The sequence below is a fragment of the Leptospira gomenensis genome (assembly GCF_004770155.1).
Taxonomy (GTDB): domain Bacteria; phylum Spirochaetota; class Leptospiria; order Leptospirales; family Leptospiraceae; genus Leptospira; species Leptospira gomenensis.
Window position 1 is genome coordinate 38,165 of sequence record NZ_RQFA01000066.1, and the last position, 21,507, is coordinate 59,671.

Consider the following 21,507-nt stretch of genomic DNA (forward strand, 5'->3'; position numbering starts at 1 on the left):
CCGCTTTGGAAAGAATAAATCGTTCACAAAATCAAATTCTCCTGAAAATAACGTCCAAAAGAACTCTTAAAAGAAAGCGAGGAACATACTTTAGAATATTATAATTTCTGTATTTTGCTGTCTTAATCCAAAAAAAGAAACGCCTCACTCCTATGGCCCGGGATCTATAACAAAGCGCTTGCCATTTTTCTCCGACGACAGACCGAATCGTCTCCGGTCTTCCGCCGCGTAGAACGAATAAAGAGGTGAGTTTATCGATCCAGAGTAAGGTTTCCTCCAATCGTTTTTGCTCATCGGCGCGGTCCGTTATCGAGGAAATCCAACGATGCGATTCGAAATCCTGCGGAATCGAAGCCCCGACTTTGATCACTTCGCGCGTCTGGATTTTTTGTACCGCCGCCCTCTGTTTTTCCTTCGCAAGGTTCGAAGCGTTCGAATGATGAATTCGGTAAAAGGTCAAAAACCTCGGCACGTTGTGCGCTTCGGTACGCTCTATCAATCGACTCCAAAGATCGTAATCCTCTGCGGGAGCGAACTCTTCTTGAAAGCGAAACTCTGCTGAATCCAGAAGACCGCGTTTTACTATTAAGGACGATGTCGCAAACGGATCTTCGAACATCATTCTACATCGGATTTCTTCGTCTGAAACCGGATATTTCCAATCGACTTTGTACGAACCGAACGTTTTAACCCAAGTTCCCAATAAACCGACATTGGGACTTTTACGTAAAAATTCGATTTGATAGCCGAGCTTTTGGGGATGGGCGATGTCGTCCGAATCCAACCAGGCGATCCAAGTTTTTCCCTTAGTAAGTTCGATTCCTAAATTTCTTACTCCCGCCAAACCGAGGTTAGACGAATTTTTATGAAGACTAAAACGTTTATCGTTTAAAAACCCTTTTACGATCTCGGAAGTGGAATCTGCGGAGCCGTCGTCGATGACGATGGCGTTCCAATTCGTAAAGGTTTGTTTTTGGATGCTAAAAAGACATTCGGCGATAAACGCTTCCGCATTAAAAGCAGGAACGAGAAAAGTCACGTCGCTCATGGGTTTTTGGCGATCCTAATCCAGTGCGGAGGAATGAGTTTCGTTGATACGATCGGATAGGCGTCGAACCAAGGCGTTGGAGCGACAATCTTTACGATCGAGTTCTCGTTGGCAAAGGCGGCCCACCAACTATACGAGCTGTTCGACAGAATCAGATTCGGTATATTTCTCATCAGTTCGAACTCTTGTACGTCCGTTAAGCCGAAGTCGGAAACCCTGATTATCTTTTCTTTTCGATTTCTTAAAAAATCGGGAATAAATTCGGAATCATCCGAAAAGATACAGATCGTTTTTATATTCCCGGCTTGTTCAAAAACACGCAGAGCTTCCACGAAATATTTATCGGAACATATTCCGTGAATCTTATTGACTTCCTGGTTGGAAACATAATCACCTTTTCGAATATGAATTCCGAGCGTACTATCAGCGGTGATACGATTCAAAGATTGATCGACCGGACTTCTATATTCCCGTTTCAGGCGCAAATCGGCGCGTAATACCGAAACGTCTTTCTGAACGTAATTCAAATTCTGCCAATATCCGCCGATTAGCAGTATTTCGCTTTTTTCCAAATCAGGAAGTTCCTGAAATTCGAAAAGATTCCTTTCGTAAATTCGGGTGACTTTTTGCGGAACGCCGATTTTTGCCAACAACTTGCGGTAAAAACCGAAATAGTCGGCGTATTCTCTTTTTACTGCTTCGGTTAGGTTTGAAAATCTGGTCTCGAAAAAATTCAATTGGAATTTTCTCGGTGTGACGTTAGCCGAAACATGATCTTCCCCCGAAATCCCGAACCAGGAGAGGTCCAGATAAAGTTCTCCGTCGATCCCATCCGCGACGGTCCTGGCCATCGCGTATTGAAAAATTTGGTTCCCCAATCCCCCGTAGACGTCGGCGATTATTTTTTTTCTCATCGTGGAATCCGTAACTTCCAGTAATAATTTTCATATTTTTGAATATATTGCTTTTTTAAAATAGGTTCGATTCCCCTTTTTTTCCCGAAATAATTGACTGTTTGAAATTCGTTCATGAATTCTTTAGGCTCCAAAACCGAAGGTCAATTTCGAAAAATCGACCGGAAACCGGGGGAAATTTTTCAGCGAACGAATCGTAAAAGCTCCGGTACAAAAGATCTTTTTCCGCTTTTTTCTCTTTAAAAACGCATGAATGGGATTTGAAAATCTGATAGAAAGAACCGTTTTTCGTAGTTTTTGCGTTTCGTTCGGTTTCATAACGGCGCATAACGTTTTTTATTACTCGCGATTGGGAATAGAACGATCGTAAACATTTTCGTACGATCCGCCTTCACTTACGAATAAAAGTCCTTACAACGCGGCAGGAGAACCTTTAGCAAAATGGAAAGTGGAAGAAATTTGCGGATCGTCTCTTTTCAACTATAGTTGCGGAAAAAACTTATAGAAGAGCAGAAAAACGACAATTCCACTAAAACGTGATACGACTATCGAATAAAAATGAAACGGTAAAAAAGACAGAAATTCCGATCAAAAAAAGGATTCTGTCTTTAGATCAACGGCAAGAAGGAACACAAATACGATGTATAACAGAGCGGCAATTTTGAAAAACCTTTGTTGCATTCACCGAATCGTGTAGGACAAGCCCTACGATTTTTAACCAAAGGGCTCAAATACCGGATCGAAAATTTCCCTACCCGTTCTCCCTTTTTACATTCGATATGCCGCGTCGATACGAATACCTCGATCCGGATGATCCGGAAAAAAACTTACTAACAAGCGGCATGATTCCAGGAAAACAACAAGATCGAACGCAACAAAACCGTCTTCATACGGGTTATATAAAAAGCAATATTAGATTTTTGTAAAATGAAAGCAACCGCATCCATAATTTTGATTTTCGAAATCCTCTCTTTTCGCCCTTTGAATCAGACCGCCGTCTGAGAAATTCTCACCGATGAGCGCCCAATCCAAAAGCTCCAGACCGGGGAATAACTTTAACACGTCGTCGAAACCGTATATTCGATGTGCATTGTATTGTATTCTGGGCTTTCCAACCGGAAGAACGATATACAGGTTTCCTTTCGGCGCTAAAATTCTGGAAAGTTCGGCGGACGCTTTTAAATCACCTGAGACATCAAGCGGGTCCCCGTATCTTCCTAAGCCGATATGTTCCAAAACGTGCATGCAAGAAATAGAGGATATCGAATCGGTTTTAAAATCTAACTTCGTCAAATCACAGGATAAGGTTTCTAAATCACTCAACAACAAGTCAGCCGGACGATAATCAAAAAACTTAACCGGAACAAAGGCAGATACAATCGCCGAAAAATATAAATAGGAAGAGAAGTCGTAGTGCACGTGCGGTTTTTTTTCCTTAACTTTCCGAGCGGCCCAAGCCGTGTGATATACGTAATGACGGTCGAATCCGGTGTTGGAAGTATCGTCAAAGAGACAAGGATAACGATCCTTCCAGAATACAGAAAAACGGGTTTCATCCTTTCGGAAGTTTTTAAACTTATTTAAGTATTTTGCATATCGAATCCAGTACGATATGATTCTTCGTATTCTAATCATTGGAATTTTTTACGGATTTTCTTCAGAAAAAGAATAATCCTCTCCTGCCACGAAATCGCTTTATAAAATTTGAATGCGGTTTGACGGAGGTCCTGGTAGGTTTTGTGTAACCAACCGCCTTCATACTCGTCCGGAGTGTTCGGAAAATAAAAAATACCCGTCCATTTCTGCAGATACCGAGACCAGTCTTGTTGTTGTTTTTCGTTATTGGATTGGCGAACCCTCAAATTGGCGTGACTATAATGTTCGACATACGAGGATTCGGCAGCGATGATCTCGTAACCGGCGTGCCACATCTTCAGACAAAGATCTCCGTCTGCGTGATAAAAATGAAACGAATCCTCGTCGATAAAGTCCACGGCTAACATCGCTTCCCTCGTATAGAGTCCGTGGTTGACGAAGATTTTTTTTCCGATCGCTAAACCGACGAGATACTCCGGCTGTTCCGGCCAATTACGCCAATAAAATGCCGCGCCCCCTATTTTAGGATTTTTCTTCTTCGCCGCCGAAATACTTTCGATTCCCCGTTCGATCGAGCCAGGTACGATCAGAGAATCATCGCTGATCATGCAGATATATTCTCCTTCGCAGGACCTAAATCCTAAATTCATAAAGTATCCCCAAGATCTACGCGGAATCTCTTTTCCTTTCCAAACACCTCGATTGTGTTGTAGAATTAAGATCACGTCCTTTTGACGCACGAGCCAAGGAAGACTACCGTCGTTCGACCCACCGTCCACAACGACGATTTCTGCATCCAAACCCGAGGTTTCGATTTCATCCCGGATCGATTGGATAGCGAGTTTCAGAAATTTGTACCGATTGTACGAACCGAGCACGAACGATACTTTGCCTTTTTTTTCAGTCTTCAATTCTTATTACCATATTTTTCGCGGAAATTCGCGGATGTTTTTGCCGTGATTGTGGAACGAAGAACGCGGAATAAACGTCTCGAACAGAGTCGTCTTTCTAAAAAAAATTTTGCCGGTTTAAATTCAGAAAGAAGAGGTATAAAAACGAAGAACGATTGTATGATCTCCTCCTCTGACCGCAAAACTTTCCGCACCTAATTTTATCTACGGTAAAACCTTCCAGCACGAAGATCTTCGCTCCGGGAACGATGTCAGCGAGATAGGATTCTAAACCGAACGATCTTAGAAAGAAGTCTCCCGATTAAAAGTCGCGCCATACTAAGGTCGAAAACTCCGAATCCGACTTCTCTTTTAATGTATTTCCAATTCTTAAGAGTATTAGGTCCCACGTCGTCGAAACGATACTTAGAAGAAGTTGCTGTGGTTCCTAACGTTCTGACGTGTTCGCTAAACGCCGTTACGTATCTTTCCGCCTGCGATTTGTAAGAATAATCCCTAAGCATGATTTCCCTCCCTTTCTTTCCCATCGTTTTCCTTCGATCGGAATTTTTTAAGGATTCGAGAATCTTTAACGCCAATGCTTCCGGACCGAGTCCGTCGGAGAGATATCCCGTTACACCCTCTTCAACCACATCACCCACACCCCCGATCGGAAACGCGATCACCGGCGTTTCACAAGCAAGCGATTCCAACATCGTATTCGGCAAATTATCTTCCAAAGAAGGGAGCACAAAAACATCCGCAGCGGAATAAATCTCCGCCAAAGCGGACTCGTTCTCCACCGCCCCGAGATCCGTGTAGGGAATATTCAAATTCTTTAATTCTTCGGCGGGATTACCGAAAAACAAAAAATGGATTTTCCCCGATTCTACAAAACGCCTCCAAGATTCGTCCTCGTTACAATAGCGCAACGCGGACAAAAGCGCGGTAAAGCCCTTTCTCTTTTCCGCCGCCGAATTCGCTCCAAAAAGGAGCACAAAAACATCTTCGGAGAAACCCAATTCGTGTCTCTTTTGCTCTCTGGAATAAGGATTGTAAATTTCCGCATCGATCGGATTCGGAATGCAGGTTATTCGCGAGTTCTTGAAAATTGCGCTCGATTTAGCTCTTTTATAAATCCATCGACTCGGAGCAATTACCGAAATTCGATCCGAGAAAAGTTCGATCTTATCCGCTAAATTCGATTTCGGAATGGTAGAATTGTCGCTTAAAATTTGCGGGCACTGCGCGCAGTCGCTTCCGAAACGATCGCACCCCGCCGTATAATGACATCCGCCCGTATAAGGCGACTCGTCGTGTAACGTCCATACGATTGGTTTATTAGAATTCAATAAATTATGAATATTAATGGGGGATAAAAAATAAGAAACCCAATGTAAATTGACGACATCACATCCCCGTACGATCGGATGATCGAAAATATCCACACCGGGATAAGGGTAGGAAAAAAGAGTATTGGAAACGGAGGTCCTATTTTTTCCCAGATAGGAATGGATTAAGTCCAGAGAAATTTGAGTAAACAGGTTCTTACCCGATCGGGACGTCAGGCTCCTGGAAATTGCTTCGACCGAATCATCCTTACCGTTTTTGAATCTACAAAGAATATTGGACGAAACGCCGACTGACAACAGACCCCGATGAATTCGATACATCGCCTTTGCAGCACCTCCGGCGGAATCGTTCGTGCCGACTAAACACACTTTCACGAAGGCTTCCTTGCCTCCATAAAAAGTGAATCAGGTTTACGGACGGAACCGTCAAGTTCGGTATCCAATCGATAAGAGCTAAAATCAGGAATATTCGACTGATCTGCGGCGCATCGATTCGGGCCCACAAAACCCGTTTCCAACAAAACGCGTCTCAAAGAATATTCGTCATACATACAATAATGAATCTCTCCGGATTTCCTAAACTTTCCTATCTCGGCCATTTCATAAGTATATCCTAAAATACGAAGACAATACTTTTTTAATCTATGGATTATCCTTGAATGAATAGCGGGGCGGCCTTGAGGATCGGCGACGGGTTGTATGCGAATTTCCTTGAGAGCGTCTTTGACTTCGGAACCTAATCTTTTTATAATATAATCCTCCGCAGGAAGAGGAGTCTGTTTCCAATGTTTCAACATTTCGCCGCCTGAAGAATTCCTCGCCACTTGATCGAACAATTCGAGAAGAATCCAATCGTAACGAGCGGAGGCTTCTTCATTTCCTTCTTTCGCCGACTTCATTTGGAGAAGATACTCGGTTATAATCGTTTCCAAATCCGGAACGACGACCCTAAGTATTCCTCCCGGTTTTAAAACGAAAAAACAATTCTTCAAAAAGGCAAGAGCCTCATGACGGGGAAAATGTTCTAGAACATGCGAATGATAAACGACATCGACCGAATTCGCTTGAAGAGGGATTCCGGATCGTAAGTCGTATTGGATCACGTCCGGACCACTTTTTAAAAAATCGATATTCGTCCAAGCCGAATGATAGCGGCTTCCGCATCCTAAATTGACCAGCATATACCTTATTTCACTACGTTCTTGATTTTTTTATATACGATCTCGAACGACTTTCCGAATTCCTGATCTTCGAATACGTCGAACGCACGATCGCGAAAAAGTTCGTATTTCGATTCAATCTCTGCGATCGAATCCGCTATTTCTGATTCGGTTTCGGCCACCAAACCTACACCCTTCATCAGTTTTTTCATCATGGGGATTCGATTTCCTATCATCGGCAGACCGCATTTTAAAGAATCGTAATATTTCCCCGCGGAACCCGCCGCGTATTTTAAGTTTATATCGGCGGGAGCGAACCAAACAAAACAAAGGTCCACCGATTGAAAAACGGAAAACTTCTCTTCGGCGGGAAGAATTTCGGAGGATAAAAATACTTTTCCTTCGTAAGTCGATATTTTTTTTAACACTTCTTCCTTAAAATCGGAGTCTGGAATCCATCCGTGTAAAACGAGGACCCAGTTTTTAGGCCAATTCGAAAGCGAATCCAGAATACGATCAACGCCCGAAAACCGCAAGAGAGTTCCCGTCACAAGTGCGATCCGCTTATCGGGTGAAATCGGGAAACGATTCCTGAAGTAATTTTCTTTTTTCCTTAGGACGGAACCTGCGGAACTATTCTTAAGAATTATGATTTCGCGGTTTCTAAGACCGCTTATCACGCGCAGAATTCGAAGTCTGTTCCTATCCTGAATCAGACTGAAACGCGCCTGACGCGCGAAAACTTTCGCAAGGGAAAGAAAAAAGGAACGATCTCTATGATACAATTCTAATGAATGATAAGCGAAGGGAATCCTTAAGACGAAAGATACGATTCCTGTTCGAATGATACCTTGCGGATCGTAACCGATAAGAAAATCAGATCGTCTACAAATTCCGAAAAATCGAACGAGAATGTATATTCCGTATATGAATTCCTGAAGAAATGCGGGAAGTTTAGAAATCCGTCCGGCAACGATAGACGGGCCTTTGTACTGAATCACTTCCACGTTCGGATGATTCAGCTCCGGATTTTTTAGTCCGATTTTTTCCAATCCGGGATCGAGTTGAACCAACAATCGAACCGTATCCCCTTTGGAAGCGAGAAATTTTACCGTTTCGATGACCGGCGTAGAAATCGCCACCCAAGGATGAGCGGTAATCAAACAAAAATTCATGAAGTCAACGAATCGTTTTTCCTAACGACGAATACCACGCCCCAAGTTCCCGTCCCCGGATCCTTTCCGGTCAACCACTCTTCCGATCGGAGAATTTCGAAGCCGTTTTGCGCTAACAACAACTCAAGCTCTGGATTGAAGAAATATCGCATAGGATGTTTCTCCTGTATCAACTCCAATGAGTTCGTGTTCTTCCTGCGGATCCATACTTCGTAGTCCACTTCTACGATATTTTTTTCGTGAATCACTTTCGACTCCGCCAATCTAGTCACGTGAATTTTCTCATCGAACAAACGTTTGATTCTCGTTTCGGGAATCTGCGATAAGACCGCCGGTCCGTACCACACATCGAAAATAAAAATGCTTCCGCTATTAGAATGTAACGAAGCCGTTTCAAACGCGGCGAGAATATCCTTGTTCGAAGTTTGATAAGACATTACGTGAAATAAGGACAGAACCACGTCGAATCGCGAAGAAACCCGCACCGTACGCACATCCCCTTGTACGAACTTAGGAAAGACACCCGATCCGGTTTCGGCTTTTCTCCGCTCCGCTTCCGCCAACATTTGCGGGGAAATATCGACGCCCGTTACCTCGTAACCTTTTTGTGTCAGAAGAAGAGCGTGTTTACCGGTTCCACAACCTAATTCCAGGACGGATTTAGAATCGGCCTTATAAGACTTGATCAACGAATCGACGTAAGACACCTCTAATTCGTAATTTTTGTCCTTATAGAGTAGATCGTAATATTCAGAATACTTACCGAATTGAGACATACAAAATTCCTAATTTACGGAAATATAATCGCGCACTAATCGACTGATTCGAGAAATCTGTTCATCCTTCAGACTACTCGAAGAAGGAAGATACAAACCTCGTTCCGAAATCGAATCGGTGACAGGATAGGTCCCGCCGACGTCACAACCGAACTTTTTTAAACTCGGTTGTCTGTGCATTCCTGTGAAGAGCTTGCGCGAATCCACTCCGTTTTCCTTTAAATGAGTCATCAAACCGTCTCTTAGTTTTTTCCTTTCGTCTCCGACTAAAATCGCATTCATCCAATGAACGTGCGTAAATTTGGAATCGGAATCCTTTTGAAATCCGATTCCCGGGTGACCCTCGAGATTTCGGCGATAAAGAGAATTATTATGTTTTCTTAATGCGATATACTCGTCGGCCTTTTCTACTTGGGCTAGCCCGATTGCGGCGTGAAGATTCGACAAACGATAGTTAAAACCGATATCTTCGTGGAGATATTCCCGAGCAGCAACCAAAGGAAACGATAAGTTCTTCAGATATCGGAGGCGATCATAAATGTCCGAATCGTCGGTCAGACACATTCCTCCTTCTCCCGTAGTCAAATTTTTGTTGGCGAAAAAACTGAAACACGACACGTCCGAAAAGGAACCCGACTTTTTTCCGCCGTATTCCGCACCGTGCGCTTCCGCCGCGTCTTCGATTACCTTAATTCCGTGTTCCGCCGCGATATTTAAGATAGGATCCATATCGCACAATAAACCCATAATATGTACCGGAATGACCGCTTTAGTTTTTTTGGTGATCTTTTTGCGGAATAGATTAGGATCCAAATTCCAAGTATCGGGTTCTACATCCACGAAAACGGGCATCGCACCCGTATAACAGACCGCAAACGCGGTCGCTATCATCGTAAAGGAAGGAATGATCACTTCGTCACCGGGACCGACTCCGAGCGCTTGAAGCGCCAAATGGAGAGCGACGGTTCCGTTACAAACACCTACTCCGTATTTTACACCGCAATAATCGGCGAATGACTTTTCGAATTCCTGTACGTATTTTCCGGAAGAGGATATCCATCCGCTTGAGACCGCGTCCGACACGTATTTCAACTCGTTTCCGCCTAATAACGGTTCGCACACGGGTATAAATTCTTCGTGTTTCATATTAGAATCTTGTTTTGTCGTTTTCCCCGGCATAAGGTCCTTGTTTCACTTCGATCATTTCCGTCTCCTCCAACATCTCGAACCCGTGTCCGCCTCCGGCAAGAAGTATAACGTCGCCCGTCGATAGAATGCGACTTTCTAAAAATCGTCTATCTTCGTCGAAAAAATCAACTCTTACCTTACCCTTACGTATAAACAGAACTTCGTGCGTAAATTCAACGCTTCGCGGAACCGGATTGTGGTGGTGAGGTTGTATGTTGTAACCGGCGGGACGTTTCATATAAGCAAGCTGTTGAGAAAGCTCGTTCGGTGTGAAAAATTCTATTCCATCTTTCGAAAAGTCGTTCCTAATGATGATCGAATACAACTTTCCGCCATGATCAATTTGTTCTATCATATTTCGTCAAACCAACTCGAATCAAAAACCAATTTTCTAAACTTCGGATTAGTATAAAGTTTAATAAGGTAGGAATATTGGGCCAGATTAAAGTGCAACATAAAATAAAAACCCAAACGAGGTTCGGAGAATTTGTCCTTAAAATAAAACTTCAACAATCCCCTCATACATCGAATCGTATTTTTGAGAATCTGAAAAAAATATTCGACGATTTCCCGAATACCCTTACGATCCGCTACGATTAAGTTATAGATTTCACACCGTCCGTTATTCACGAATCTCCTTTTAATATCGGCGATCGTCGCGTTCTTGGAAATCATCTGACAATGCTCCATCAAAGCATCCGGAGCCCAACCTATTTTGTACCCTTTTTTGTGTAACTTTTTACACAAACCAGTCTCACCGTCCCCGACAAGCCAATCGCCGATTTGATCCGGATTAAAACCGCCGACCTCTTTCAGGATATCTTTTCGGATATGAAAATTCCCTCCGTTGATGAATACGTCCTTCTTTACGAATTTTTCGTTCCCGTAGCTCAACTTACCGAGTAAGAATTCGTAATCCCGCACCCATTCCGGGGGAGTTTGATCCCAGCGAATCACGATCGGTCCACCGACTGCGGCGGGGCTTTCCGAAGATTCGAAAAGTTCATCGACGGCGGAAAGCCATTTCCGATCTAAAACAGCATCGTCGTCGGTATAAGAGAGAATTCCGTAACGAGAGTTTTTATATCCGCAATGCCTGGCGTGTACGAGTCCCGGCTTTGCTTCGTAAACATATCGAATTAAATTTTCTCCGTATTTAGACTGGTATTCGCGAACAGTCTCGAACGTGTTATCCTTCGACGCGTTATCAATGATTAGAATTTCATAATTTTCTTTTGGATAGTCTTGCGACAATAGTGATTCGATGCAAGCCGGTAGAAATTTTTCCCGATTAAAAGTCGGAACGATGACTGAGATACGCAAAACTAATTATTCCCTTTAATGGTAATACGGAGGATTTTTTTGGAAAAATCCCTCATATTGCGGATAAAATCGAAAGGATTCAAATACCAAAAACGCAACGAGATCAGCAAGTCCTCGTAAATCGTACGTAGATATTTTTTGGAAGAAAGATTGGAATCATGAATCCTATAATAGGCAAGCGGCTCCTGACAAGCCAAGACGGTTCCGTATTCCGCCAGTCTTACCTCCAAATAGTAATCTAAAGATATTGCGAAAGAACCGGGAAAACCGCCGACCCTATCGTAAGCCGCTTTCTTCACCAACAACGTAGGAAAACCGATCCAGGTTTTTCTAAGAAGCAAAGACGCTATTTTACCTTCAGGCAAATCGTATTCCTGCGTTAGCACTTTTTTGGAGTCGGAATATAAGTTAAAATATTTCGAATATACTAATACGACATCGTCGTTTTGCGATTCCAACACCCTTCGAATCTGTTTTTCCAACTTATCCGACATCCAAACGTCGTCGCAGTCCAAAAATCCGATCCATTCCCCGGAGGCCTTACGAATCGCTCTTCTTCTACCTTCTCCGAGTAAAGTATGTTCGTCGGACCTAAAATAGAATATCCTCGGGTCGTCGTAGGATTGAACTATGGAAGCGCTTGTATCGGAGGATTGATTGTCCCAAAAGATGAGTTCCCAGTTTTTATAGGTCTGATCGATAACGCTTCGAATCGCTTCATGGAGATAAGCCTCTCCATTGTAACAATTCATTAAAACGGAAACGAGCGGCCCTTGTTTTACCAGATTTTCCACGGAGCTTTTCCGGATCTCCAAAGATCTTCTAAGTAATTTTTATCGCGTAACGTATCCATACACTGCCAAAAACCGTCATGAATATAAGCGGTTAACTCGCCTTCTTCGGCGGCCTTTTCCAAGGGTTCCTTTTCCAGAACCGTCGAATCGTTTTCGATCCAATTTATGAAGGAAGGTTCCATAACGAAAAAACCTCCGTTGATATACCCTTGATTCGCCTGAGGTTTTTCGCTGAAGTTCGTAACGATTTTTTTTTCGTCTATCTGAAGCTCGCCGAACCTAGCGACCGGTCTGACTGCGGTAACTGTAACTTTTTTTTTCTGCTGCTTATGAAAAGCGATTAGCTGATTCACATCGACGTTCGCCACCCCGTCTCCGTAAGTTAATAGGAAAGTCTCTTCGCCTAAAAATTCCTTCAATCGTTTTAGCCTGCCTCCCGTCATCGAATTCATCCCGGTATCCACCAAAGTAACTTTCCAATCCAAAACGTTTCTCGAGTGGTAAGATATGTCGTTATTCGCAAGATCGATCGTAAAATCGCTGTTTAACGTATAATATTTCAGAAAATATTCTTTGATCAATTCGGCCTTATATCCCAAGGCGATATAAAAGTCTTTGTGACCGGCAAAAGCGAAGGTATTCATTATATGCCAAAGAATCGGATATTCTCCGATTTCAACCAGGGGTTTAGGGACTAAATTCGTGTATTCCGATAAACGGGATCCGAAACCTCCCGCGAGTATTACAACTTTCATTCTTTCTCCAGTATCTTCCGAAATTGCGGATCCGAAATTGACAATGTTTCCGATTCTTCAGGATCATGCATTAGGTTGGCGACGTTACAAAGTACATTTTCCCCTTGTGTATTTCCACGAAACGCCGTCCAAATTCCAGGGGGTACGGTTAGGCGACGCGGATTATCTGCGGAGATTCTAATAATATCGTTCTGATCGTAAGTACGGGAGTCCTCCCTCTTATCAATCAGAAAGAAAGTTATCTCTCCGCTGATCACGATTAAATTGGAAATCATCCTAGTATGTCTTTTCCAACCCTTTGTCTTCCCGAAGAATACGGAAGAAAAATAGACCTCTTCAAATCCCGAAAAACCCGGATCCGTGCTTTTTATTCCGTGTCTCACGCTGCCTAATTCCCCCGGAATCAATTTTAGTTCGGAAAGAATAATGTCCTCGATTTTGGGAGAATTCATCTTAGTCGATTGCCCAGGCGATTTTAGAATTTTTTGCGATCGTCTCGTATTCCTCTATTTGATTCTGCATCAGTTCGTCGGGCACCGTATTCCGGTTATAATATTCAAGATACCATTCCATGGTAAAGCGTATCGTATTAGATAATTCTAAATTAGGCTTCCATTGAAGGATCTGCAACGCCTTATCGCAGCTCAACTTTAAAAGCCCCGCTTCATAGGACTTATTCCCGGCGCTCGTATCCGTCCAGGAAGAATTTTTCCAATAAGGTTTCATACGATCCAACAACTCGGCCACCGTGGCGTTCTGTTCTCCCGGAGGACCGAAGTTAAACGATTCACCGGTTAAAATCTTACCTTCGAACAACGCCTGTCCGACTCTCAAATATCCGCTCAAAGGTTCCATGACGTGTTGCCAGGGCCTAGTAGCGAACGGATTTCTAACTTGTAGGGACTTTTCTTCGGACCACGCTCGAATAGCATCCGGCACGATTCGATCAGGGGCCCAGTCTCCGCCGCCGATCACGTTACCGGCTCGACCGATTCCGATTTTTACGTAAGGATTGTTTAAGAGAAAAGATTTCAGGTAGGCGTTGATTAAAATTTCCGCGGCGGATTTGGAGGCGCTGTAAGGATCGTAACCTCCCAGACGATCGTTTTCGCGATAACCGTAATACCACTCTACGTTTTCATAGACCTTATCGCTCGTGATCAATACGACCGTACACGGATAGTTTAAATTCCGTACCACATCCAAAACGTTCGCGGTTCCCATTGCGTTCGTTTCAATAGTCTCCAAAGGATTGGAGTATGAGGTTTTTACGAGGGCTTGCGCGGCTAAATGAAAAATAAAATCGGGTCGATAAAGTTGAATCGCATCCGATAAACTGCTTCGATCGCGAACGTCTCCCCAAATCTGATCGGTTCCTTTTTTCAAAAGGTCCGAGCCCTGAAAAATCGAAGGTTCGGTGGGAATATTCGAAGAATATCCTCGAATAGAAGCTGCTCCAAGACGAACCAACCATGAACTAAGCCACGATCCTTTGAAACCGGTGTTTCCGGTGATGAGAATTTTTTTTCCCTTATATACTTGATTGAACAAAATCTATTTCCTATAAAAATTTATCGTTTGCAACAAACCGGTCTCCAATCGTGTGATAGGTTCCCATCCGAGCAGCCGCTTTGCTTTCGTAATATCAGCATACAAAGACATATTTTCGCCGGTTCGATACGGTAGAGCTCCGAAATCCGGCGTCCCCTTTCCGACCAACGTAGAAATCATTCGTATAACTTCTTTTATTTGAATCGGAATACCGGAGGCTATATTAAATATTTCTCCTATAGCTTCCTTAACTTGTAAAGCCCTGATTACGGCGGTGCACACGTCGTCGATATAACAAAAATCGCGAATCTGCTCTCCCGCGCTGGTAGGAAACGTTTCCCCGTTCAAACTCTTGGAAATAATTTGCGGCAAGAAACGGTCGTTGTTTTGATTGGGGCCGTAGACCAAAAACAATCTGAATACGGTGACTGGAAACCCTTCCGATCGGTTCAACATTTGCAGAAAATGAGAAGCCGCGACCTTTCCGAAGGAATAGGACGAAAATGGAAGTTCTCTCATCGTTTCTTTTTGCGGCGAAATTTGCGAACCGTATTCGTCGCTGCTTCCCAACTGCAAAAACGAATTCAAGTGATTCCTATCAACGGAGTTAACAAGATTCACAACGGTCGAAAAATGGTTCCGTATAACCGCTTCTCCATTTTTGAAGAACGAACTGTGATCAATTTCTCCGGAACAATTAACGACTACGTTGAATTTTTGATTCCTTAAATCCTCCTGCCATTTACCCGGAACCGAATAATCGGCCACAATACGATCTACTTTTTTATCGTACGACCCGGAGCCGACGCCTCGAGTAAGGACAGTAACATCGCAGGAAAGATCTATAAATTTTTTCCGTACGTGTTTCCCTATAAAGCCGTCTCCTACGACCAGCACTTTTCCGAAATTATCGCTTCTCATAATCGAATCGGTTCGAATATATTATAATTTTCTACTATTGCTTTACTAAAATCCATAGCACAACGAATTCAAAAATAATCACGAATCATAACCCAACATTCTTCGTTTCGACCCTTCGTCAACTGGACTGAAATAATTCTCCCGAATCCAAGCTCCGATTTCCTGATAAAGCTCCTTTTTAGAATCGTAACTACTCCGAATATCCAAAACCTGTTCCTTAAATTCCTCGGATGTATAACAAACGGACCAAATTTCCTTCGGGACACGTTCATCCAAAGGATGAGATGTGGGCTCTTTACCGCCGCGTATGACGATCGTGGGAATCCCCATCGCCACGGCCTCCAAACAAGTTGAGGATGAAAAACCTACGAGCAAATTGGACGAAAGCAACGACTCGTTAAAATCGCCGGATACGTAAGAAAAACCTTTCGGCAAACTCTCCTTGGGGAAGTTTTCCAGAATGATTCGAGTGTTAACCGGGTGCGGCTTAATCCAAATTTCGAAACCGATTTTATAAAATTCATTCAGCGAATCGATTGCAAGTTTAAGAAGAAATATACTTTGCTCCACCAAAATAGAAAGTGAGATCAAGATTACGAAAACATCCTTCTTCGGCGGTAGTTTTCTTTCTAAAAACAAATACTCGAACCGCAAAGCGGGAGTCAATACGACGGACAACCGTGGACAATATCTTTTGATTAACTCGGTTTGTCGGCTGCCGATGACTCCGATTTTTTTTGGAAGAATATTCGCGTTCCTCTCGTAATCCGTCGGAAACACGTTCAGATGAAACTTGTTCATCGTATAACCGCAATATCCCAAAGAAGGGACCTCGGGAAAATAACGATTCATTCCGTGATGTAATCCTCTATCAAACCACTGATTCTCCCACCAATCCAATAAAAACCGAATCCTGAATCCGTTCCGTTTCAAACGATGGATAAAACGAGAATTCAACAACGCTTCAATAGAAGCCGCTTCCCAACGATCCACATCCACTAAAAATTCGACTAGATACGTTAGGTCGAATCCCTGAAAGCTGCAATCCGTAAAGCGCAGACGATTCAAACGATAAGGGAAGAAAAAGGAATACAGATAATCGCTTAGAGTCAGAAAATCTTCTTTGATTAAGAAATTATAAGGATGTTTTCGTAAATCCGTATATAAACTTAAAAAATCCGTATCTTCGTACGCGGTAAAAATAAAATAAATTGAATCTCTTGTATTCGGATCCAAATTCGAAAATAAATTTCCGAAATAACGATCTTGAAATTGTCCGTCCCTAACGAAATCCTCCTTGATATACGTATCAACGAGAGTAATCGGTTTCTTATCGGCGACTCTTTTGCCGATTTTTTTGGTTCGTTTTGCGGCTCGGGCTCGTGTCACCCATGTTCTAAAAAACTCCCGCGCGTATTTCCATCTTTCATTAAAATAAATCCGGATCTTATATTTCCGACTCAGAGGATATTTCACCTCGATCCTAATTTTAGAGTTTTGAACGACGGGATTCGTAAGTAGGATTCGTTTCAGCGCGACGGTAGGAACTAAAATCGTTTCTATCTCTTTAGAATCGATAAGTCTTACGATCAGTTTCAGTTTACAACATTCGTAAAACAACGGTGACGCGTACGGATTTCGACTTGCAATATTGGAGACCCACCAATCCAGAGATTCTTCCTTACCGACGGAGAGTTTGCCCACGAAATTTTGATATGGATCGAGCAACTCTTCGGCGATCTTGTCCAAAGTCCGGCTGTATTTTTCCTCCAGATTCTCAAAGTCGAAAACGGACATCGGCGTATGTTCTATTACTTAAGCCCGGTTACCCATATATGGGAGCTTAACTTATGTTTTCGCAGAAATTCCTGAAAATCGGAAATGGCTTGCTCGCCGCGATCGCCTAAAACACGAACGAAGTCGTCCGCAAACCCGCTATTCTTTACGATATCAAAATCCAACTCGCCGGGAGTTTCGATCCGCACAAACCGAAAGCCTATGGTCTTGAACAGAAACTCGAAACCAGCAACACTCAAAAAATTTAAATGATGCGGCGGAAAAACGCTTCGCGAGCGCTCCTGAAGAGTTAAAATATCGAAACCTTCGTATCCCAACCCGGTGATCAAAACGGTTCCGTTGTCGTTGGCTAAATCGAACAAGGATCGTATAAAATCTTTCGGCGAAAAAACGTGCTCGATCACTTCCGAACTTATAACGAGATCGAATCGATTCTTCCAGAGTTCCGCTTTTTCGGAAGTCGTTTCTAAAACGGAAAAACCCTTTTGCCGGCACATTTTGGCGGACTCTACTCCGGGCTCGATCGCGAAGAATTCCGCATCTGGAAAAAAAGGACGCAATTCCTCTAAAAAAATTCCGTAACCCGCACCGACGTCACAAATCGTCTTCGGCTTCCTTTCCAATTTTAAGAGCAAGGAATGTAACGAGTTCGCCTTATTTCTAAATAATTTCTCCCTTCTCGATTCGGCAACGGCGGGAAAAAAAACGTTCGCCCAGTATGCCGAAGATTCGCTTTCGCTATAAAATAATTCCAATGCTTTTTCCGAAGGCCTCGGATCGCAAAAAAGAGAATTACACTTTTTGCATATTCGATAAACAAAATCGTTTTTCCGAAATTTAATCTCTTTAGACCGTTCGCCACATCCGGGACAGTCCACTTCCACTAAATCGCTTTTATTAAAATTTTGCGCATCCTTCAGGCTAAGTTCGAGATATTTTTCGAAAAGCTCTTTGGGCCGGATTTCAGATTCCTTCATACCGATAGTTCCTTAAAATTGCAGAGCAGACGGTTTACGAATAACTTTTTCTAATCGAATCATGAAGCATATGTTTTTCGACGTTGACACGATCGGCTTCCGTATCGACGGAATAACTCACCGCATCCGTGTGAACCATCTTAACCCGATATCCGTGCTCAAGAACCCTCAACATATCGACGCTCTCTATGATTTCAAGCGGAGTCGGCTCTAGTTCGTTGAACTTCAGAAGAAAATCTCTTCGAAACGGAATGATACATACCTGCTTCAACATGGGGACATTTTTAGCCCCTTTTTTCCAGGAAGGAATTGGTTCCCGGGAAAAATATACGGCGAAACTTTTTAGATCCACCACGACTTTAACTTCGTTAGGATCTTCGTGTTCTTCACGGGTCTTTAGTTCGCTCATTAAGTTCAGAACTTGCAACGATTCGTCCGACACCATGGGTTTTATCGACTCTTCGATCATTTCAGGAGTCAACATCGGTTCGTCACCTTGGATCATTACCACGATATTGGTTTTTTCACCGGTAATCTTTTCGATCTGAAGCATAGCTTCGGCGGCGCGATCGCTGGCGCGTTCGTGTTTATCCGAGGTCATGATAACCTTACCGCCGATGGACTCGATGTATTCCTTGATTTCGTCATCGCAGGTCGCGACATATACTTCATCCAATAAAGCGCACATCTTAGAACGGAAAAACACGTGCCCCACCATTGGAACGCCGTGAATCTTAGCGAGCGGCTTTCCTGGCAACCTACTCGACGCCATCCTTGCCGGAATAATTCCTATATTCTTCAATGAACTTTTACCTCGATCTTTAATATTATTTGAATGAGTTTAATTCGATTTATTTTGGAAAAGATGTTCCAGAATACGATTTCCAACCGACTTATGCGTCTCGTTCGTAAAATGGACTCCGTCGTAGGTAACGTCCAAATGGTTATCGGTTTTTTCCATTTCTGATTGAACGGAAATCAAACGGATGTTCTCCGCGTTATTCGCCACGTTTTTTAAAAGGTCGTTCGTTTTCACAAGTTGAGAATAAAAAGACCTAGGCCGCTCCCTTTTGAATTTACGACTAAAATCCAACTCTAACGTTTTTATCAGATAAATAGTTTCGAATTTGTTCGTAAGAGCATTCGCGATATCGGCGGTAAATTCATCGAAGTTCAATGAATTCAGTTTTTGTATTTCTCCGTTCGACAACGTATAGTCTTCCAATTCCTGAATTTCATACTCGTGTTGATCCGATGAAAAGAATGCGGACCCTTGTAGTATGATATCTTCGATTATACTTTTTTTCTTAGGCGTACAATCGACGAAACCGACGTTAGAAATCAGAGTTCTTGCCCTAATTTTATTTTCTTTCAGAATATTCAGAAGCGAAAAGAATACGGTGATTTCTATAGGCCTACATATCGTTAGATATCTTTTGTTTTCGATCCTAAATCGTTCATTGAGCAATTCCGCGAATCCCGGAGCGTTTCCGTTCAAATTACTTCCTCTCGAATCGAAGAGACAAAAATAATCCAGATCTTCGAAAGAATGAGAATTGGTTTTAAATAGAAAATCCAACTCCGAGTTCGGCATTCCAATCGGATATTTAAACATTAAACTTGTCGGTTCGGATTTTTCGAAACGGAATGAAGAAAAACGGAATCGATTCCGTAGGCAATAAAACTGTAGTCCTCTTTGATCGCGGTTTCTAATTTTTGAATATCCGGTTGAACCACGTGAATCCCCATACCGATTCCATGTCGTTTCGCGCTTTCCTTTAATCTTTTCAGCGCGTCCTTAAAATCGTAATGTTCGAAATCTCCTGTGATCCCCATCGAAGCGGACAAGTCGTAAGGACCGACCATAATCGCGTCCACTCCTCCGTTTTGCAGAATCATATCGATGGAGTCAACGCCTCGAATGTGTTCAATTTGAGCGACCAACACCAGATTCTCGTTTATATGAGTTTTGTATTCTTCAAAGTCTTTTCCGAAAAGGTTTGCCCTGGAAAACCCTACGCCGCGGGAACCTTCCTTCGGATATTTTGACCAGGATACGAAATTAGAAATATCTTCGGGAGTTTCGATCATCGGACATATGATTCCGAGAGCTCCCGCGTCCAAAGCTTGTTTAATAAAATTAGAATCGTTTTTTGCGACACGAACGAAAGGAACCGTTCCTCCACATTGAATCGCACGCAATAGATCCGGAAGAATGTCGAGAGAAATGGAGCCGTGTTCCATATCGACGGCGACCCAATCGTAACCAGAATTTCCCATAATTTCGGCGATCGATCCGTTCGGAATTTGAATCCAACTTCCTACGGTACATTTACCGGCTTTTAATTTTTCTTTGATCGAGTTCGATTGATAACCGGGTCTACTCCAAAACGTACGATTCATTTGGAATTTCCCATTATATCCGAAACTTCGGCCAAACATTCTATCAATCCCTGTCCCATATCGGTAAATATCTCGGGCGCGAATTTTTCCCCGATTTTCGGAACGTAACTATAGGGAGTCACTTTGTAGTGATCCGAATTAGAATTGTTATCGAAAACTATTTCCACCCCGCCTTGTAGTATTTCCTGAATCATACTTAACATCGTAGCCACCGGAATCGCTTGATGTCCGGTAATCGTAAATCGTTTATTCAAAAACTCTGAACTAAGTATTTTAGCCGAAACTTTTGCCGCATCACGAACGTGGATGTATTCTCGAATTTCTTGACCGGAAAAATTACAGACGATCCGTCCCGTTTCCAAGGCTGATTTTAGATATCTATAGATAGAATTTCTTTCGTCCGCTCTCGGTCCGTAGAGGGTGCCGTATCGCAGTATAGTATAATTTAAATGGAATCTCTTATGATATTCTTCGATGAAAATTTCGGAAGATTGTTTGCTACATCTGTAAAAACCGCCTGAATCCGAATATACGTACATGGTACTTGCGTATACGAATTGTTTAACGGAGTGTTTTACACACGCATCCAAAATATTAAGATTACCTACGATATTCAAATTCGCTGTACGTTTCGGATTCAAGGAGGCCGTATCGATGTCCGCGTATCCCGCGAAATTATAAACTACATCCTTACCCTCAATGACCTCTTCCACTTGTGTTTCGTCCAGGATATCTCCGATAACCATCGTCTGATCCGGACGTATATACCGCGATCCGTGTAAATCGAATATCGTAATCTCGTGTCCGTAATCCGAAAGTTTATCGGCGATATGCGAACCCAAAAATCCGGATCCGCCGAATACGACGATTCTCTTTCGATTCAAAGA

General features: G+C 42.9%; 22 protein-coding genes. All 22 read right to left on the reverse strand.

Features of this window, described 5'->3' with window-relative positions:
- Positions 1–31 precede the first annotated feature (31 nt).
- Positions 32–1,048 carry a glycosyltransferase family 2 protein gene (locus EHQ17_RS14355; RefSeq protein ID WP_135593054.1) on the reverse strand — a complete coding sequence of 339 codons (1,017 nt, stop codon included), beginning with the start codon at positions 1,046–1,048 and terminating at the stop codon, positions 32–34.
- Positions 1,045–1,962 (reverse strand): alpha-1,2-fucosyltransferase, encoded by a 918-nt coding sequence (locus tag EHQ17_RS14360; protein ID WP_135593056.1) that lies wholly within the window; start codon positions 1,960–1,962, stop codon positions 1,045–1,047. The genes EHQ17_RS14355 and EHQ17_RS14360 overlap by 4 nt, the downstream gene beginning before the upstream one ends.
- A gap of 912 nt (positions 1,963–2,874) precedes the next feature.
- Positions 2,875–3,597 carry a DUF268 domain-containing protein gene (locus EHQ17_RS14365; RefSeq protein WP_135593058.1) on the reverse strand — a complete coding sequence of 241 codons (723 nt, stop codon included), beginning with the start codon at positions 3,595–3,597 and terminating at the stop codon, positions 2,875–2,877.
- Positions 3,594–4,469 (reverse strand): glycosyltransferase family 2 protein, encoded by an 876-nt coding sequence (locus EHQ17_RS14370; RefSeq protein ID WP_135593060.1) that lies wholly within the window; start codon positions 4,467–4,469, stop codon positions 3,594–3,596. Before EHQ17_RS14370 ends, EHQ17_RS14365 begins: the two co-directional genes overlap by 4 nt.
- Positions 4,470–4,720: 251 nt before the next feature.
- Positions 4,721–6,175 (reverse strand): glycosyltransferase, encoded by a 1,455-nt coding sequence (locus tag EHQ17_RS14375; RefSeq protein ID WP_135593062.1) that lies wholly within the window; start codon positions 6,173–6,175, stop codon positions 4,721–4,723.
- Complete coding sequence (locus EHQ17_RS14380) at positions 6,172–6,981, reverse strand: class I SAM-dependent methyltransferase (protein WP_210412920.1); 810 nt, start codon at positions 6,979–6,981, stop codon at positions 6,172–6,174. The genes EHQ17_RS14375 and EHQ17_RS14380 overlap by 4 nt, the downstream gene beginning before the upstream one ends.
- A gap of 5 nt (positions 6,982–6,986) precedes the next feature.
- Complete coding sequence (locus tag EHQ17_RS14385; protein WP_135593066.1) at positions 6,987–8,135, reverse strand: glycosyltransferase family protein; 1,149 nt, start codon at positions 8,133–8,135, stop codon at positions 6,987–6,989.
- A complete protein-coding gene (locus EHQ17_RS14390) occupies positions 8,132–8,911 on the reverse strand; it encodes a class I SAM-dependent DNA methyltransferase (protein WP_135593068.1) in 780 nt (259 codons plus the stop codon). Before EHQ17_RS14390 ends, EHQ17_RS14385 begins: the two co-directional genes overlap by 4 nt.
- 9 nt (positions 8,912–8,920) lie before the next feature.
- Entirely contained in the window at positions 8,921–10,057 is a 1,137-nt protein-coding gene (locus tag EHQ17_RS14395) for a DegT/DnrJ/EryC1/StrS family aminotransferase (RefSeq protein WP_135593070.1), read from the reverse strand.
- A 1-nt stretch (position 10,058) separates the two neighbouring features.
- Positions 10,059–10,454 (reverse strand): cupin domain-containing protein, encoded by a 396-nt coding sequence (locus EHQ17_RS14400; RefSeq protein WP_135593072.1) that lies wholly within the window; start codon positions 10,452–10,454, stop codon positions 10,059–10,061.
- Positions 10,451–11,422, reverse strand: a complete 972-nt coding sequence (locus EHQ17_RS14405; protein ID WP_135593074.1) for a glycosyltransferase family 2 protein — start codon at positions 11,420–11,422, stop codon at positions 10,451–10,453. The genes EHQ17_RS14400 and EHQ17_RS14405 overlap by 4 nt, the downstream gene beginning before the upstream one ends.
- A 2-nt stretch (positions 11,423–11,424) precedes the next feature.
- Complete coding sequence (locus EHQ17_RS14410) at positions 11,425–12,216, reverse strand: glycosyltransferase family 2 protein (protein ID WP_135593076.1); 792 nt, start codon at positions 12,214–12,216, stop codon at positions 11,425–11,427.
- Positions 12,201–12,971 carry a glucose-1-phosphate cytidylyltransferase gene (rfbF, locus tag EHQ17_RS14415; protein WP_135593078.1) on the reverse strand — a complete coding sequence of 257 codons (771 nt, stop codon included), beginning with the start codon at positions 12,969–12,971 and terminating at the stop codon, positions 12,201–12,203. The genes EHQ17_RS14410 and rfbF overlap by 16 nt, the downstream gene beginning before the upstream one ends.
- On the reverse strand, positions 12,968–13,423 hold the full coding sequence (locus EHQ17_RS20435; protein ID WP_135736202.1) for a dTDP-4-dehydrorhamnose 3,5-epimerase family protein: 456 nt from the start codon (positions 13,421–13,423) through the stop codon (positions 12,968–12,970). The genes rfbF and EHQ17_RS20435 overlap by 4 nt, the downstream gene beginning before the upstream one ends.
- Position 13,424: 1 nt before the next feature.
- Positions 13,425–14,522 carry a CDP-glucose 4,6-dehydratase gene (gene rfbG, locus EHQ17_RS14425; RefSeq protein ID WP_246057566.1) on the reverse strand — a complete coding sequence of 366 codons (1,098 nt, stop codon included), beginning with the start codon at positions 14,520–14,522 and terminating at the stop codon, positions 13,425–13,427.
- Positions 14,523–14,525: 3 nt separating this feature from the next.
- Entirely contained in the window at positions 14,526–15,443 is a 918-nt protein-coding gene (locus EHQ17_RS14430; RefSeq protein ID WP_135590671.1) for an NAD-dependent epimerase/dehydratase family protein, read from the reverse strand.
- A 78-nt stretch (positions 15,444–15,521) separates the two neighbouring features.
- The gene (locus tag EHQ17_RS14435; protein ID WP_135590670.1) at positions 15,522–17,240 is read right to left on the reverse strand and encodes a hypothetical protein; all 1,719 of its coding nucleotides are present in this window, start codon (positions 17,238–17,240) and stop codon (positions 15,522–15,524) included.
- Between the two features lie 14 nt (positions 17,241–17,254).
- Positions 17,255–18,217 (reverse strand): class I SAM-dependent methyltransferase, encoded by a 963-nt coding sequence (locus tag EHQ17_RS14440; protein WP_135590669.1) that lies wholly within the window; start codon positions 18,215–18,217, stop codon positions 17,255–17,257.
- A 34-nt stretch (positions 18,218–18,251) separates the two neighbouring features.
- Positions 18,252–19,019: a 3-deoxy-manno-octulosonate cytidylyltransferase gene (gene kdsB, locus EHQ17_RS14445; protein WP_135590668.1), complete on the reverse strand. Its 768-nt coding sequence runs from the start codon at positions 19,017–19,019 to the stop codon at positions 18,252–18,254.
- A 39-nt stretch (positions 19,020–19,058) separates the two neighbouring features.
- A complete protein-coding gene (locus tag EHQ17_RS14450) occupies positions 19,059–19,832 on the reverse strand; it encodes a hypothetical protein (RefSeq protein ID WP_135590667.1) in 774 nt (257 codons plus the stop codon).
- Positions 19,832–20,620: an HpcH/HpaI aldolase family protein gene (locus tag EHQ17_RS14455; protein ID WP_135590666.1), complete on the reverse strand. Its 789-nt coding sequence runs from the start codon at positions 20,618–20,620 to the stop codon at positions 19,832–19,834. The genes EHQ17_RS14450 and EHQ17_RS14455 overlap by 1 nt, the downstream gene beginning before the upstream one ends.
- Positions 20,617–21,504, reverse strand: coding sequence for an NAD-dependent epimerase/dehydratase family protein (locus EHQ17_RS14460; RefSeq protein ID WP_246057568.1), 888 nt, complete (start codon positions 21,502–21,504; stop codon positions 20,617–20,619). Before EHQ17_RS14460 ends, EHQ17_RS14455 begins: the two co-directional genes overlap by 4 nt.
- Positions 21,505–21,507 lie beyond the last annotated feature (3 nt).

Bases quoted from the DNA above. Each gene is read 5' to 3' on its own strand.
- EHQ17_RS14355 (WP_135593054.1), bottom strand. From the start codon at position 1,048: ATGAGCGACGTGACTTTTCTCGTTCCTGCTTTTAATGCGGAAGCGTTT.
- EHQ17_RS20435 (WP_135736202.1), bottom strand. From the start codon at position 13,423: ATGAATTCTCCCAAAATCGAGGACATTATTCTTTCCGAACTAAAATTG.
- EHQ17_RS14395 (WP_135593070.1), bottom strand. From the start codon at position 10,057: ATGAAACACGAAGAATTTATACCCGTGTGCGAACCGTTATTAGGCGGA.
- EHQ17_RS14380 (WP_210412920.1), bottom strand. From the start codon at position 6,981: ATGCTGGTCAATTTAGGATGCGGAAGCCGCTATCATTCGGCTTGGACG.
- rfbF (WP_135593078.1), bottom strand. From the start codon at position 12,971: ATGAAAGTTGTAATACTCGCGGGAGGTTTCGGATCCCGTTTATCGGAA.
- EHQ17_RS14430 (WP_135590671.1), bottom strand. From the start codon at position 15,443: ATGAGAAGCGATAATTTCGGAAAAGTGCTGGTCGTAGGAGACGGCTTT.
- EHQ17_RS14390 (WP_135593068.1), bottom strand. From the start codon at position 8,911: ATGTCTCAATTCGGTAAGTATTCTGAATATTACGATCTACTCTATAAG.
- EHQ17_RS14455 (WP_135590666.1), bottom strand. From the start codon at position 20,620: ATGAATCGTACGTTTTGGAGTAGACCCGGTTATCAATCGAACTCGATC.
- EHQ17_RS14385 (WP_135593066.1), bottom strand. From the start codon at position 8,135: ATGAATTTTTGTTTGATTACCGCTCATCCTTGGGTGGCGATTTCTACG.
- EHQ17_RS14440 (WP_135590669.1), bottom strand. From the start codon at position 18,217: ATGAAGGAATCTGAAATCCGGCCCAAAGAGCTTTTCGAAAAATATCTC.
- EHQ17_RS14450 (WP_135590667.1), bottom strand. From the start codon at position 19,832: ATGTTTAAATATCCGATTGGAATGCCGAACTCGGAGTTGGATTTTCTA.
- EHQ17_RS14400 (WP_135593072.1), bottom strand. From the start codon at position 10,454: ATGATAGAACAAATTGATCATGGCGGAAAGTTGTATTCGATCATCATT.
- EHQ17_RS14360 (WP_135593056.1), bottom strand. From the start codon at position 1,962: ATGAGAAAAAAAATAATCGCCGACGTCTACGGGGGATTGGGGAACCAA.
- EHQ17_RS14435 (WP_135590670.1), bottom strand. From the start codon at position 17,240: ATGTCCGTTTTCGACTTTGAGAATCTGGAGGAAAAATACAGCCGGACT.
- EHQ17_RS14365 (WP_135593058.1), bottom strand. From the start codon at position 3,597: ATGATTAGAATACGAAGAATCATATCGTACTGGATTCGATATGCAAAA.